Below are 13172 nucleotides of genomic sequence, written 5' to 3' on the forward strand. Positions count from 1 at the left end.
GAGATGGCTGTGAGCTTGAATTGCTCTGTGTATTTGCCCATAGGTCCCCCAAGGGTTGGATTTTTTGTCCAACTTCTTGGGGGCAGTCCACTTTTGTGGGAGCTGGCTTGCCGGCGATGGGCTGCAGAGCAGCCCCAAACTCCATCAGACCGGCTTGGCCCCCATCAGCCCGGCGATGGACAGGAAGCAAACCCCACTGAACACCGCCAGTGCCAGAGTAAAGCGCAACCCCACCACCTCGGCCTTGCGCAGCCGGTTCAACCGCACCAGCAGCCACCACACGGCAAACGCGCCCAGCGTATATATGACGCTGGACGCCAGCACCCAGGTCTGCCCCAGCGGCCAGCCCACAAGGTGCACGAGCCACCAGCCGGTGAACGGCATGCTCACCAGGCACAGGCCCATTACCAGCCAGACGAACACCAGCGGCCGACGCAGCAGCTTGGCGTAGGCCTCGGCATCGCCCTGGCGGCGGGCGCGCACGGTCCAGAGCGCCAGGCCCAGAGCGCCCAGCAGCAGGAGCGCAGTGGCGATGATGTGCAGGGTCTTGAGGGTGGTCAGGTGTTCCATGTCCGAATTGTCCTTTGTCAGGCCATTTTTGCAGCAGCCCCTAACCCTTGTAGGAGCGGCCCATCGCGACACAAGGCCGCTCCTACAAAAAGCGAGATATCTGGCTTAGCTTAGCCGCTCAGCCCAGGAACAGCTTGTAAGCCGGGTTGTCAGTCTCGTCCCAGTACGGGTAGCCGATCTTCGCCAGCGCCGACGGCACCAGGTGGCGCTCGTCCTCCGGCACCTGCAACCCCGCCACCACGCGCCCGTCAGCGGCGCCATGGTTGCGGTAATGGAACATCGAGATGTTCCAGCGCCCGCCCAGCTTGTTGAGGAAGTTGAACAGCGCCCCCGGCCGCTCGGGGAACTCGAAGCGCAGCACCATCTCGTCACTGGCACCGGCCGAATGGCCACCGACCATGTGGCGAATATGCAACTTGGCCAACTCGTTGTCGGTCAGGTCTGTAACCGGGAAGCCCTGCTCGGTCAGTTGCTGTACCAGCGCCGCACGCGGGTCGTTTTCCGGGTGGGTCTGCACGCCGACGAAGATATGCGCCTCGTCGGAGGTGTGCTTGCGGTAGTTGAACTCGGTGATCTGGCGCTTGCCGATAGCCTCGCAGAAGGCCTTGAAGCTGCCCGGGCGTTCGGGGATGGTCACGGCGATGATCGCTTCGCGCTTTTCACCCAGCTCGGCACGCTCGGCCACATGGCGCAGGCGGTCGAAGTTGACGTTGGCACCGGAGTCGATGGCCACCAGGGTCTGCCCGGTCACGCCGTACAACTCGACGTACTTCTTGATGCCTGCCACGCCCAAGGCGCCGGCAGGCTCGGTGATCGAGCGGGTATCGTCGTAGATATCCTTGATAGCCGCACAGATCTCGTCGGTACTGACGGTGACCACTTCATCCACATGATGGCGGCAGATATCGAAGGTGTGCTGGCCGATCTGCGCCACCGCCACGCCGTCGGCGAACAGCCCGACCTGCGGCAGCACCACGCGCTCGCCGGCCGCCATGGCCGCCTGCAGGCAGTTGGAGTCGTCCGGCTCGACGCCAATCACCTTGATTTCCGGGCGCAGGTACTTCACGTAGGCAGCAATGCCAGCGATCAGGCCACCGCCACCCACCGGCACGAAGATCGCGTCCAGCTGGCCTGGGTGCTGGCGCAGGATTTCCATGGCCACGGTGCCCTGCCCGGCGATGGTGTGCGGATCGTCGTAGGGGTGCACGTAGACGAAGCCCTTTTCATCGACCAGTTTCAGCGAATAGGCCAGCGCCTCGGGGAACGAGTCGCCATGCAGCACCACCTTGCCGCCCCGCGAACGCACGCCTTCGACCTTGATCTCCGGGGTGGTCTTGGGCATCACGATAGTGGCCTTGATGCCCATCTCGCGCGCGGCCAGTGCCAGGCCTTGGGCGTGGTTGCCTGCCGAGGCGGTGACCACGCCACGGGCCAGATCTTCCGGGGTCAGCTGGGCCAGTTTGTTGTAGGCCCCGCGAATCTTGAACGAGAACACCGGCTGCAGGTCTTCACGCTTGAGCAGAATCTGGTTGCCCAGCCGCTTGCTCAGCTGCCCGGCGCTCTGCAGCGGGGTTTCTACCGCAACGTCGTAGACGCGCGAGGTGAGGATCTTCTTGACGTACTGTTCGAGCATCGGGAAAGCATCACTGGGCCGCGGGACAAGGGCTGGGAGTCTACCCCAGCGCTACGTCGGGCGACCACAGCAAAGCCGCCCGAGCCGTTATACTAGGCTCTTTTCGAAACCGCCCTGCCCCTCTCGGAGCCCGCATGACCCAGGACCAACTCAAACAGGCCGTCGCCCAGGCCGCTGTCGACTTCATTCTGCCCAAGCTGGATGAAAAGAGCGTCGTCGGCGTCGGCACCGGTTCGACCGCCAACTTCTTCATCGACGCCCTGGCTCAGCACAAGACCGCCTTCGACGGCGCGGTCGCCAGCTCCGAAGCCACCGCCCAGCGTCTGAAGGGCCATGGCATCCCGGTCTACGAGCTGAACAGCGTCAGCGAGCTGGAGTTCTACGTGGACGGCGCCGACGAGAGCGACGCGCACCTGAACCTGATCAAGGGCGGCGGCGCAGCCCTGACCCGCGAGAAGATCGTCGCCGCCGTGGCCAAGACCTTCATCTGCATCGCCGACGCCAGCAAGCTGGTACCGGTGCTGGGCGCCTTCCCGCTGCCGGTCGAAGTGATCCCCATGGCCCGCAGCCACGTGGCGCGTCAGCTGGTCAAGCTGGGTGGTGACCCGGTGTACCGTGAAGGCGTGGTTACCGACAACGGCAATGTGATCCTCGATGTGCACAACCTGCAGATCACCAACCCGGTGGAGCTGGAAGCGCAGATCAACGCCATCGTTGGCGTGGTGACCAACGGCCTGTTCGCGGCGCGTCCGGCAGATTTGCTGCTGCTGGGTACCTCTGAGGGCGTGAAAAGCCTGAAGGCCGAGTAACCTGCGGCGAGGGCTTCGCCCTCGATTCGCAACACAAGGCTGCTCCTACAAGAGTACGCGACTTCCTGTAGGGGCAGCCTTGTGCTGCTCACTCCGCTGGCTGTTTGAACACATAGAACAGGTTCGGCTCACTGACCAGATAGATGGTCCCCGCCTCATCCATCGCAATCCCCTCCGCCTGCGGCACCGTCGCCTGCAACCCCTGGAACCCCTTGCGCAACGACAAGGTACTCAGCGGCCGGCCCTCCACATCCAGCTCCAGTACCAGCCGCGACTCGTCCGACAGCGCCAGCAGGTGCCCACTGCGCTCATCGAACTGCAAGCTCGACAGGTCCCGCACGAACAGCCGCGAATCGCGCTTGCGGTCCTGCACCACATGCACCGCATAGGGCTGCTCAGGGTTGTCGTGCGGGAAACCATGCACTTCGTAGATCAGCATCGGGTCACGCTCCTTGGCCACGAACAGGCGCTTGCCCGCCGAATCGTAGGCCAGCCCCTCGAAACCCTTGTTGCCGTTCAGGCCGATGCCCAGGGTCAGCTGCTCGGCATCGCCGGCATCGAGGAACATCGTGTCGTCCTCCAGGCGCACGCGAATCAGCCGCTGTTGACGCTCGTCGGTGATCACATAGCTGTTGGGCCCGACGTACTCCACGGCTTCCGGGTCGCCGAAGCCGGTCAGCGGTACCCGGCGCAGGATCCGGCCGTCCAGCGACAGCTCGATCAGCTCCGAGCGGGCATTGGTGACGGTAAACAGGGTCTTGCGATCGGGATCGTAGGTCAGCGCCGATAGGTCGTCATCCAGCCCTTCGACCGGCTGCGCCTCCACCACCACCCGGTAACGGTCCAGGCCAATGCTCTGCTCGGCAGGCTGCCACCAGACCTTGAGGTTGAACCAGCCCCGCTCGAACAGGCGGAACTGCTGCCCGGCCAGGCCGAGCAGGAGCAGGCCGACGGCGGCCAGGACAAGGAACGGGCGAACAAAACGGCGCATGAGTTCAGACTCGACATAGGGGTGGCGAATCTAACCATGAACAACTGAAGTAAAGCTTAATGCCAGCATCCGAAAAGTCGGATGTTGGGCTCAGTTCTTTCTGAAGCGATAGAACAGGGCCGGCTCGCTGACCATATACAGGTTGCCCTTGTCGTCCATGGCCACCCCTTCGGCACGCGGAATGGTGTCCCGCAAGCCGTTGAAACCGCCGAGCAAGGTCATGAAGCTGACTTGCTGACCCTGCTCATCCAGCTCCAGCAGCATGTTGGAATCCGCGGAAAGCGCCAGCAGGTGACCGGTACGCGGGTCGACGCTCAGCGCCGAGAGGTTGCGCAGGTCCAGTTCATCGTTGGGCAACGGCTGCTTTTCACCCGTGAGCGGGCTGCGACCATCGGTGTTCCAGGTGTAAAGCCTGGGCGGGCGCTCTTCTCCGATGATCAGGCGCTGGCGCAGCGGGTCCCAGGCCACCGCCTCGAAACCCTTGTTGCTCTTCACCGACTGGCCCAGGTCGCGGCTCTGGAAATCATCATGGTTCAACGAGGAGGTCTGTGCATCCACCTTGACCACGGTCAGGTCGTGCAGGCGCTCATCGGTGATTGCCAGGTAGCCGTCTTCCAGCACGGCGACACCTTCCGGGTTGTTCCAGCCATTGAGCGGGATCTTGCGCAGTACATCGCCGTCCAGGCTCAGTTCGACCAGGATCGGGTTCTTGCCCATGACTGCGAACAGGGTGCGGGTACGCGGGTTGTAGGCCACATCCGAGGCCTCATCGTCGTCCATGCCTGGGAGCGGTTTGGCATCGATGTCGACCTGGTAGTCCGGCAGCCATACGCTTTCGCTGCGCTCGGCGGTGCTTTCGAAGCCTTCCTTGACCCACAGCGCGCCGCGATCATCCCAATGCATGGCCACGGCAACGCCATAGCCGATTACCGCCGCCGCGGCCAGGCCGAAGGGCCAGTGCAGGAAGAAACGACGCTTGGGGGTTGCCGGAGCGCTGGTGGGAGATGGCATGCGGGGGTCCTGGGCAAATGGGCGTAGATTCGCGCATTATCCGGATCAGGTGTGAAAAATCGGTAAACAGGACCGGCCTCTTCGCGGGTAAACCCGCTCCCACAGGGTTCTCCACAGGTTTGAAGCTTGTGATATTCCTGTGGGAGCGGGTTTACCCGCGAAGAAGGCGACGCGGTTTCGAATCAGAGTACCCGGCTTTCGAAGCGGCTCACACCCGGCAGCTCAAGTACCAGTTCGTCACCGACATTGAACGGCCCCACACCCGCCGGGGTGCCAGTCAGGATCACGTCCCCCGCCTGCAGCGAGAAATGGGCGGCCATGTGCTGGATCATCGGCACGATCGGGTTCAGCATCATCGCGCTGTTACCGTCCTGGCGAACTTCGCCGTTTACGGTCAGGCGCACCGGGATGTCGGTCACATCCTCGAAGCTGGCGGCCGACACGAACGGCGGCAGTACGCAGGCGCCATCGAAGCACTTGGCCAACTCCCAGGGCAGGCCCTTCTCTTTCAGCTTGGCCTGCACGTCACGCAGGGTAAGGTCTAGCGCCGGTGCATAGCCGGAAATGGCGTCCAGCACCTCTTCCTCACTCGGGTGAGTCGACAGCGGCTTGCCCAGCAGCACGGCAATTTCCGCCTCATAGTGCACCGAGCCACGTTCCGTCGGGATCTTGAAGCCGCCCTCGGCTGGTACCACGCAGCTGCCCGGCTTGATGAACAGCAGCGGTTCGGTGGGGATCGGATTGTCCAGCTCCTTGGCATGCTCGGCATAGTTACGGCCGATGCACACCACCTTGCCCAGTGGGAAGTGAATGCGTGTGCCGTCTACGTACTGGTGCTGGTAACTCATGGCCGACTCCTCTGGATACTGCTTTCTATTCAGGTGCGAAGATCTTACCCGGATTCATGATGCCGTTAGGGTCGAACACGGCCTTTATTGCCTTCATGCAGGCGATTTCTTCGGGCGAGCGGCTGTAGCCCAGATAGTCGCGCTTGGTCATGCCCACACCATGCTCGGCTGAAATCGAGCCGTTGTAGCGCTCGACGATCTCGAACACCCACTTGTTGACCTTGGCGCACGAGGCGAAGAAGTCATCCTTGCTCATGTGCTCGGGCTTGAGGATGTTCAGGTGCAGGTTGCCGTCGCCGATGTGGCCGTACCACACCACTTCGTAATCCGGGTAATGTTCGGCCACGATGGCATCTATATCGCGCAGGAACGCTGGCACATTCGATACCGTGACCGAAATGTCGTTCTTGTACGGGGTCCAGTGCGAGATGGTTTCCGACAGGTACTCGCGCAGTTTCCACAAGTTTTTCAGCTGGGTCTCGCTCTGGCTCATCACCCCGTCCAGCACCCAGCCTTGCTCGACGCAGTGCTCGAAGGTGGCCAGGGCTTCGTTGGCCACCTCCTCGGTGCTGGCCTCGAACTCCAGCAGCGCGTAGAACGGGCAGTCGGTATCGAACGGCGCCGGCACATCGCCACGCGCCAGGATCTTGGCCAGGCCCTTGTCGGAAAAGAACTCGAAGGCGGTCAGGTCCAGCTTGCCCTGGAAGGCATGCAGCACCGGCATGATCGAGTCGAAATCCGGGGTTCCCAGCACCATCGCGGTGAGGTTGCGCGGCGCACGGTCCAGACGCATGGTGGCCTCGACCACGAAGCCCAGGGTGCCTTCGGCACCGATGAACAACTGGCGCAGGTCGTAGCCGGTGGCGTTCTTGATCAGCCCCTTGTTCAGCTCCAGCAGCTCACCCTTGCCGGTGACCACCTTGAGCCCGGCCACCCAATTGCGGGTCATGCCGTAGCGAATCACCTTGATCCCGCCGGCATTGGTGCCGATATTGCCGCCAATCTGGCTGGAGCCGCTGGAGGCGAAGTCCACCGGGTAATACAGGCCCTGCTCCTCGGCATAGGCCTGCAACTGGCGGGTAATTACCCCTGGCTGGCAGACCACCGTGCGGTCGAAGGCATTGAAATCGAGGATCTGGTTCATGTAGTCGAAGGCGACCACCACTTCGCCATTGGCCGCCACGGCGCCTGCGGAAAGCCCGGTACGCCCGCCCGACGGCACCAGCGCCACCTTGTGCGTATTGGCCCAGCGTACGATCGCCTGCACCTGCTCCACCGTCTTGGGGAAGACGATGGCGCTGGGAGCCGGTGGATAGTGCTTGGTCCAGTCCTTGCCATAGGCTTCCAGGGAAGCTGCGTCGGTCAGGACCTTGCCAGGGTCGACAAGGGTCATCAGTTCATCAATAACAGCGGGGTGGGTCATCGCTGGAACTCTCGACTTATTCATAGTCACCCTGAGCACTCTTCACCTGTCGGGATAAGCTCAGATTGTGTCGCGTATGCTAGCATAGCCCTCCCGCTGTTCATGCTAAGGCTGCCTTTGCGCCTGGCATCACCCTCGCCATTTTTTCTCCGGGATACAGGTTTACGCAGATGAGCAAGACTTCTCTCGACAAGAGCAAGATCCGGTTCCTTCTTCTTGAAGGTGTGCACCAGAACGCGGTCGATACCCTCAAGGCCGCCGGCTACACCAACATCGAATACCTCACTGGTTCGCTGCCGGAAGCCGAGCTGAAGGAAAAGATCGCTGATGCCCACTTCATCGGCATCCGTTCACGCACTCAGCTGACCGAAGAGATCTTCGACTGCGCCAAGAAACTGGTCGCCGTTGGCTGCTTCTGCATCGGCACCAACCAGGTCGATCTGGAAGCTGCCCGCGAGCGCGGTATCGCCGTGTTCAACGCGCCATACTCCAACACCCGTTCGGTAGCCGAACTGGTACTGGCCGAAGCCATCCTGCTGCTGCGCGGCATCCCCGAGAAGAATGCTTCCTGCCACCGTGGCGGCTGGATCAAGAGCGCGGCCAACTCCTTCGAAATCCGCGGCAAGAAGCTGGGTATCGTCGGTTACGGCTCGATCGGCACCCAGCTGTCGGTCCTGGCCGAGAACATGGGCATGCAGGTGTATTTCTACGACCCGCTGACCAAGCTGCCGCTGGGCAACGCCGTGCAGGTCACCAGCCTGCACGAGCTGCTGGGCCTGGCCGACATCGTTTCGCTGCACGTGCCTGAGCTGCCGTCCACCCAGTGGATGATCGGCGAGAAGGAAATCCGCTCGATGAAGAAGGGCGCGATTCTGATCAACGCTGCCCGTGGCACTGTGGTCGAGCTGGACCACCTGGCCGCCGCCATCAAGGACCAGCACCTGATCGGCGCCGCCATCGACGTGTTCCCGGTCGAGCCGCGCTCCAACGACGAGCAGTTCGAAAGCCCGCTGCGTGGCCTGGACAACGTGATCCTGACCCCGCACATCGGTGGTTCCACCGCTGAAGCACAAGCCAACATCGGCCTGGAAGTGGCCGAGAAGCTGGTCAAGTACAGCGACAACGGTACGTCGGTATCCTCGGTCAACTTCCCGGAAGTGGCCCTGCCGGCGCACCCAGGCAAGCACCGCCTGCTGCACATCCACGAAAACATCCCGGGCGTGCTCAGCGAGATCAACAAGGTATTCGCCGAAAACGGCATCAACATCTCCGGTCAGTTCCTGCAGACCAACGAGAAAGTTGGTTATGTGGTGATCGACGTTGACGCCGAGTACTCCGACCTGGCGCAAGAGAAGCTGCAACAGGTCAAGGGCACCATCCGTTCCCGCGTCCTGTTCTAAGTTCGCTGGCGGCATGAAAAAGGGAGGCCCTGGTGGCCTCCCTTTCTTTTGCCTGTGACGTTGGTGTCGCCTGCTTCGCGGGTTTACCCGCGAAGAACCCAACACCTATTTAACGTCGACGGTGATCTTCTGCGACACGACGCTCGGCTTGAACGGCACGTGATACTGGTCACCGAGCACCAGCTGCAGGGTGTGCTTGCCAGGGGTCAGGGTAATGCTGGTTTCGGTCTGCGCCTTGCCGAAGTGCAGCACTTGCGGGCCATCCGGCAGTGCAGTGCCGGCCTGTGGCATCAGGCTAGATGGCAGCGGCATGTCGGCCACCGGCTCTTTATCCACGTCCACCAGCAGGTGGTGGTGCCCGGTGTGCGGGGTGCTGTCGCCCGCAGGCTTGAGCGCCATGCCCTCGATGCCGAACTTGACGGTGAAGGTCCTGTCGACCGTGGCGCCATCGGCGGGGGAAACGATGAAGACCTTGGCATCCTTGGGCGGCTCCTGGCTTTTCAGGGCATCTGCGGCACTGGCGAACATTGACGCTCCCATCAACAGACCAGCAACGGCAGCACGCGAAAATAGGCTGTTCATTCACTTCTCCTGTGATTCACTTATTGACCGCCGCCAGTATTCCAGTGGCGGCGGTGGTTCACCTTAGTTGATATGTGCGCCCAGATGTTCACATCCTGAGGCAGAAATATTTCAATCAGGGTTAAACAAGGCCGAGGCTTCAAGGTCATAGGCTGCGCTCGACCACGGCGAGGAAAAAAGCCGTGGCGAAGGTTATTCAAATGCCAAAGAGAAAGGGGCTTTCATGCGTTCGACCATAGGAGTAATGCTGGCGGTACTGATCACGCCATTGGCTCAGGCCGAGCTGATAGACGAAATTGCCGACCGGGGCGAACTGCGCATTGCCGTACAGGTCGACAACTCGCCGTACGCATTCAAGGAAAACGACCACCTGAGCGGCTTCGAGATCGACTTCGGCCAGGCGCTGGCCAAGGAACTGGACCTGCGCGCCGAATTTATCGAAGCGCCCGCGGCAGAGGTGCTGCCGGGTGTCGAGACCGGCAAGTACGACATCGCACTGACCCCGTCGAGCGAATCGCCCAAGAATGACGGCCCGCTCGATGCGAGCCTGCCGTTTGGCGAGAAGCAGCTGGTGATCCCGTTCCAGAAGGACAACCCGGCGTTCGAGAGTGCGGTGAACAATGCACTGCAACGGCTCAAGGACAGCGGGCGGACTGCCGAACTTGAGCAGAAGTGGTTCAAGGGTGTACCTGAGACTGCGGACGGGCAGTAAGTTCTTTATTGCCTGTACTGGCCTCTTCGCGGGCACGCCCGCTCCCACAGGTTAATCACAGGCCCGGGAGCGGGTGCTATCCCTGTGGGAGCGGGCGAGCCCGCGAAGAGGCCAGTACAGGTTCAAGCAGAAAACTCAATCAGAGCCTGCTGTGCCTCGTCCAGCTCCAGCTCGCTGAACACCAGCACCCCCGCCCGCCGCAACAATGCCGTGGTCACCCCTTCCCCGGCCACCTTCACACCACTGAACGTGCCGTCATAGGTCAACCGGTTGCCGCACGAAGGGCTCCCAGCCTTCAGCACGGCCACACGAATGCCATGCCGGCGCACCAGTTCCAGCGCCCGCTGCGCCCCGGCCAGGAACTCGGTGCTGACATCCTCGCCCGCAACCGTCAGCACCCGCGCGCCACCGTCGAGCACCTCCCCACCCTGCCCGCCCGGTATCTCTGCCGGCGGCCGTGGGGTCCGCAAGCCACCCGCCACTTCCGGGCACAACGGCACCACGCGCCCTTCGGCCTGCCAGCGCTGCAACAGGTCGGGGTGCCCGCTGGCGCGGCCGTCATAGCGCACCGGCTGCCCCAGCAGGCAGGCGCTGACCAGCACCTTGGGCAGGTCAGAACAGGTCATTGCCACGGCGCCGGAACCAGCCGGTCAACGAAAGCCGCTCACGCCCTGCCGGCAGCACCTCGTGGGGCACCTCGCCCGACAGGAACACTACCAGGCAGCCCGCCACCGGCTCGACATCATGCTCGACACCGTCCACCAGAAACATGCGCAACTGGCCACCATCCTGCGGCTGCCAGTCTTCATTCAAGTACAGTACTGCCGACACCATGCGCCGGTCATCGTCGCGGAAACGGTCCAGGTGCCGGCGATAGAACGCCCCCGGCGGGTACAGGGCAAAATGGCACTCGAAGTCTTCCAGGCCCAGGAACAGGCCCTGGTTGATGGCCTGGCGCAACTGGTCCATAGCGGCCAGGTATTGGTCGCAGGCCTCGGCCTGGCCGGGATCGATCCACTGGATCTGGTCGCCGCGAATTGCCTCGCGCACCTCCTGCGCAGCACCGCGCCCAACCCCCGCGGGGTTGAGCTCGCCTTCGGCATCACGGCGCCGGCACTCGGCCGCCAGCGCGCGCACCAGGTCAGCAGGCAGAAAAAGCGCCTGCTGGGACCAGCCATGGGTGGCCAGATCGTCGACGACGGCCGCAAGTATCGGGTGTTCAGGGGAGATGTGCATGGCGCGCATCATATCCATTAGCCCTGCCGGCGCACAGCGCCACTTGGCCGAGAAGCACGCGGATATCTCGACAAACCGGCGCCCGGCCACGGACAATAGCCACCTGCCGACAGGAGTCCTGAATGCGCCGTCTGTTTTCCCTGATTCTGCTGATGATCTGCACCGTGCCTGTCTGGGCAGACAACCTGGATCAACTGTACAAGGCCGCCGGCTGGCCCGACCAGCGCGCCCATTTCAATGATGCCCTGACCGCCGCCCAGGAACGCTACCGCAACAGTTTGCCACCCGCCGTGTACCAGGCGCTGGTCAACAACAGCAACCAGCGTTTCCAGGCCCAGGCGGTGGACCGTCGCGCCCAGGCGCAACTGCGCGCAACCTTGGCCAACCCGGCACCGGCGCTGGCCTTCTTCCAGTCGCCGCTGGGGCGCAAGGTGGTGGCTGCGGAGCTCAAGGCCACACGCAAGGACGAATTGGCCAGGAATGCCAAGGGTTTGCCAAAGATCCAGGCCAGCGATGATCGCCTGCTGATAATCGGCCACCTGGCCCAAGCCCTGCCGGCGCGCGAAGCCGGCGCCGAAGTGAGCCTGGCCATCGCCGGCGTGGCGGCCGACAGCCTCAGCTCGATGATCCCCGGCCTGTTCGGCGGCGGCCAGGCCCAAGGCCTGCTCGACGGCCAGCGCCAGCGTCTGATGAGCCAGATTGGCGAAGACCTCAACAACACCCTGCTGTATGTCTACCGCGACCTGACTGACGCCGAACTGGAAGAGTTCGCTACCTTTGCCGAGTCGCCAGACGGCAAGGCTTACTACCAAGCCGCCCTGGCCGCCGTTCGCGCAGGCCTGGCGGTTGGCCAGAGCAGCAGCGACCTGAAGTGATCAGCCCAGGCGCTGGTCGATGAAGTCGAAGTAGCGCTGGCGAATGCCCGGTAACTCGTTGGCCAGGTGGTGACGGGCCTCGGGCAGCATCAAGATCTGCGGCTCTGCAAACTTGGCCTTGAGCACTTCGAGGTTGTAGGGCCAATCCACTGTGCCATCCGCCTCTCCTTGCACGATCAACGGCCGCCGCGTGCTGCGCGGCGCGGCCTCGATGCGTTTGACCCAGTCGATCAAGGCGCCCACCCAGGCCGTTGGCAGGCGGCGCGGTTGCAGCGGGTCGGCTTCGAGGAACGGCAGGAAGCTCGGGTCATTGGTGTTCTCGCTGAAGCGCCGCTCGATGCCATTCACGAAGTGACGCAACACACGATAGCTCAGCTTTGACCAGCGCCAGGCACAAGGCCGCACCAGCGGCGCCAACAGGATGACCTGACCATCGATGGGGCTGCGCGCGCCTTGGTACAGCAGGTGGTCCACGGCGATGGCGCCACCGGTGCTTTGCCCGCAAAGGTGCCAGGGGCGCGGCAGCTGCAGCGTGAGCGCCTGCTCGAACAAAGCTTCCAACACCTGCTGATACACCGCGAAATCACTGATGCTGGCCCGCTCGCCGCTGGACAGGCCATGGCCGGGCAGGTCGCAACTGATCACGGCGAAACCCTGTTTGAGCGCCCAATCGATCACATGCCGGTAGAGGCCCATATGGTCGTAATAGCCGTGCAACAGGAACAGCGTCGCGGTTGGCTGCTCGGGTAGCCAGGCCTGCCCGACCAGCTCGAAGCCTGCGGCCTGGAAGCCGCCCAGCCAGCTGTGGGCCGACAGGCTCAAGCCGTAGAAGCGCTGGTAGTCCTGCGCCTGCGCCGACAACGGCTGGCGAGCGGTCAACGGCGCCAGGCTGGTGCGCAGGAGGTCGGGGTTAAAGGCAGCGGGCATCGGGTACATCCACAGTGAAGCAAGTATTGATCTGGGATATTCAGCTCTGGCTGGCGTCGTGGCAAGCTTGGACTATGTGTCACCTGTACCGGCCCTATCGCCGGCAAGCCAGCTCCCACAGGTTACCGGCCTCAGGCCTGGTGATATCCTGTGGG

General features: G+C 62.9%; 14 protein-coding genes. 4 read left to right on the forward strand and 10 right to left on the reverse strand.

The genetic code is table 11. The features are described from left to right. Nucleotides 1–144 precede the first annotated feature (144 nt). Entirely contained in the window at nucleotides 145–570 is a 426-nt protein-coding gene (locus tag IRZ77_RS25955) for a DUF2269 domain-containing protein (RefSeq protein WP_015272187.1), read from the reverse strand. A gap of 118 nt (nucleotides 571–688) precedes the next feature. Next, on the reverse strand, nucleotides 689–2203 hold the full coding sequence (gene ilvA / locus IRZ77_RS25960; RefSeq protein WP_196174603.1) for a threonine ammonia-lyase, biosynthetic: 1515 nt from the start codon (nucleotides 2201–2203) through the stop codon (nucleotides 689–691). Nucleotides 2204–2337: 134 nt separating this feature from the next. Between ilvA and rpiA the strand changes: the two genes are divergently transcribed. After that, nucleotides 2338–3012, forward strand: coding sequence for a ribose-5-phosphate isomerase RpiA (gene rpiA, locus IRZ77_RS25965; protein ID WP_013974672.1), 675 nt, complete (start codon nucleotides 2338–2340; stop codon nucleotides 3010–3012). A gap of 88 nt (nucleotides 3013–3100) precedes the next feature. Here the strand turns inward: rpiA and IRZ77_RS25970 are convergent, their stop codons facing one another. From IRZ77_RS25970 to IRZ77_RS25985, 4 genes are all read right to left on the reverse strand, one after another. Next, complete coding sequence (locus IRZ77_RS25970) at nucleotides 3101–4003, reverse strand: SdiA-regulated domain-containing protein (protein ID WP_085601851.1); 903 nt, start codon at nucleotides 4001–4003, stop codon at nucleotides 3101–3103. A gap of 90 nt (nucleotides 4004–4093) precedes the next feature. Continuing rightward, the gene (locus IRZ77_RS25975) at nucleotides 4094–5014 is read right to left on the reverse strand and encodes an SdiA-regulated domain-containing protein (RefSeq protein ID WP_046613585.1); all 921 of its coding nucleotides are present in this window, start codon (nucleotides 5012–5014) and stop codon (nucleotides 4094–4096) included. A gap of 182 nt (nucleotides 5015–5196) precedes the next feature. Further along, nucleotides 5197–5862, reverse strand: coding sequence for a fumarylacetoacetate hydrolase family protein (locus IRZ77_RS25980; protein WP_015272191.1), 666 nt, complete (start codon nucleotides 5860–5862; stop codon nucleotides 5197–5199). A gap of 25 nt (nucleotides 5863–5887) precedes the next feature. After that, nucleotides 5888–7285 (reverse strand): FAD-binding oxidoreductase, encoded by a 1398-nt coding sequence (locus IRZ77_RS25985; RefSeq protein WP_085601848.1) that lies wholly within the window; start codon nucleotides 7283–7285, stop codon nucleotides 5888–5890. A 170-nt stretch (nucleotides 7286–7455) separates the two neighbouring features. Between IRZ77_RS25985 and serA the strand changes: the two genes are divergently transcribed. Continuing rightward, the gene (serA, locus tag IRZ77_RS25990; protein ID WP_046613587.1) at nucleotides 7456–8685 is read left to right on the forward strand and encodes a phosphoglycerate dehydrogenase; all 1230 of its coding nucleotides are present in this window, start codon (nucleotides 7456–7458) and stop codon (nucleotides 8683–8685) included. Between the two features lie 105 nt (nucleotides 8686–8790). On the opposite strand, the gene IRZ77_RS25995 is transcribed toward serA, so the two are convergent. After that, nucleotides 8791–9267 (reverse strand): DUF4399 domain-containing protein, encoded by a 477-nt coding sequence (locus IRZ77_RS25995; protein WP_046613588.1) that lies wholly within the window; start codon nucleotides 9265–9267, stop codon nucleotides 8791–8793. A gap of 223 nt (nucleotides 9268–9490) precedes the next feature. Here IRZ77_RS25995 and IRZ77_RS26000 point away from each other — a divergent pair, with 223 nt between their 5' ends. Continuing rightward, entirely contained in the window at nucleotides 9491–9979 is a 489-nt protein-coding gene (locus IRZ77_RS26000; RefSeq protein WP_196174604.1) for a substrate-binding periplasmic protein, read from the forward strand. 122 nt (nucleotides 9980–10101) lie between these two features. Here the strand turns inward: IRZ77_RS26000 and IRZ77_RS26005 are convergent, their stop codons facing one another. Continuing rightward, on the reverse strand, nucleotides 10102–10605 hold the full coding sequence (locus IRZ77_RS26005) for a DUF523 domain-containing protein (RefSeq protein WP_196174605.1): 504 nt from the start codon (nucleotides 10603–10605) through the stop codon (nucleotides 10102–10104). After that, nucleotides 10592–11224: a 2OG-Fe(II) oxygenase gene (locus IRZ77_RS26010; RefSeq protein WP_046613729.1), complete on the reverse strand. Its 633-nt coding sequence runs from the start codon at nucleotides 11222–11224 to the stop codon at nucleotides 10592–10594. Before IRZ77_RS26010 ends, IRZ77_RS26005 begins: the two co-directional genes overlap by 14 nt. Before the next feature lie 113 nt (nucleotides 11225–11337). Between IRZ77_RS26010 and IRZ77_RS26015 the strand changes: the two genes are divergently transcribed. Next, complete coding sequence (locus tag IRZ77_RS26015; protein ID WP_046613591.1) at nucleotides 11338–12090, forward strand: DUF2059 domain-containing protein; 753 nt, start codon at nucleotides 11338–11340, stop codon at nucleotides 12088–12090. Here the strand turns inward: IRZ77_RS26015 and IRZ77_RS26020 are convergent, their stop codons facing one another. Beyond that, on the reverse strand, nucleotides 12091–13017 hold the full coding sequence (locus tag IRZ77_RS26020) for a phospholipase BipL (protein ID WP_196174606.1): 927 nt from the start codon (nucleotides 13015–13017) through the stop codon (nucleotides 12091–12093). Nucleotides 13018–13172 lie beyond the last annotated feature (155 nt).

It is taken from the genome of Pseudomonas pudica, assembly GCF_015680405.1.
Lineage (GTDB): Bacteria > Pseudomonadota > Gammaproteobacteria > Pseudomonadales > Pseudomonadaceae > Aquipseudomonas > Aquipseudomonas pudica.

What these genes read in the sequence shown, in the direction of transcription:
- IRZ77_RS25955 (WP_015272187.1), bottom strand. Translation starts at nt 570, where the DNA reads ATGGAACACCTGACCACCCTCAAGACCCTGCACATCATCGCCACTGCG.
- ilvA (WP_196174603.1), bottom strand. Translation starts at nt 2,203, where the DNA reads ATGCTCGAACAGTACGTCAAGAAGATCCTCACCTCGCGCGTCTACGAC.
- rpiA (WP_013974672.1), top strand. Translation starts at nt 2,338, where the DNA reads ATGACCCAGGACCAACTCAAACAGGCCGTCGCCCAGGCCGCTGTCGAC.
- IRZ77_RS25970 (WP_085601851.1), bottom strand. Translation starts at nt 4,003, where the DNA reads ATGCGCCGTTTTGTTCGCCCGTTCCTTGTCCTGGCCGCCGTCGGCCTG.
- IRZ77_RS25975 (WP_046613585.1), bottom strand. Translation starts at nt 5,014, where the DNA reads ATGCCATCTCCCACCAGCGCTCCGGCAACCCCCAAGCGTCGTTTCTTC.
- IRZ77_RS25980 (WP_015272191.1), bottom strand. Translation starts at nt 5,862, where the DNA reads ATGAGTTACCAGCACCAGTACGTAGACGGCACACGCATTCACTTCCCA.
- IRZ77_RS25985 (WP_085601848.1), bottom strand. Translation starts at nt 7,285, where the DNA reads ATGACCCACCCCGCTGTTATTGATGAACTGATGACCCTTGTCGACCCT.
- serA (WP_046613587.1), top strand. Translation starts at nt 7,456, where the DNA reads ATGAGCAAGACTTCTCTCGACAAGAGCAAGATCCGGTTCCTTCTTCTT.
- IRZ77_RS25995 (WP_046613588.1), bottom strand. Translation starts at nt 9,267, where the DNA reads ATGAACAGCCTATTTTCGCGTGCTGCCGTTGCTGGTCTGTTGATGGGA.
- IRZ77_RS26000 (WP_196174604.1), top strand. Translation starts at nt 9,491, where the DNA reads ATGCGTTCGACCATAGGAGTAATGCTGGCGGTACTGATCACGCCATTG.
- IRZ77_RS26005 (WP_196174605.1), bottom strand. Translation starts at nt 10,605, where the DNA reads ATGACCTGTTCTGACCTGCCCAAGGTGCTGGTCAGCGCCTGCCTGCTG.
- IRZ77_RS26010 (WP_046613729.1), bottom strand. Translation starts at nt 11,224, where the DNA reads ATGCGCGCCATGCACATCTCCCCTGAACACCCGATACTTGCGGCCGTC.
- IRZ77_RS26015 (WP_046613591.1), top strand. Translation starts at nt 11,338, where the DNA reads ATGCGCCGTCTGTTTTCCCTGATTCTGCTGATGATCTGCACCGTGCCT.
- IRZ77_RS26020 (WP_196174606.1), bottom strand. Translation starts at nt 13,017, where the DNA reads ATGCCCGCTGCCTTTAACCCCGACCTCCTGCGCACCAGCCTGGCGCCG.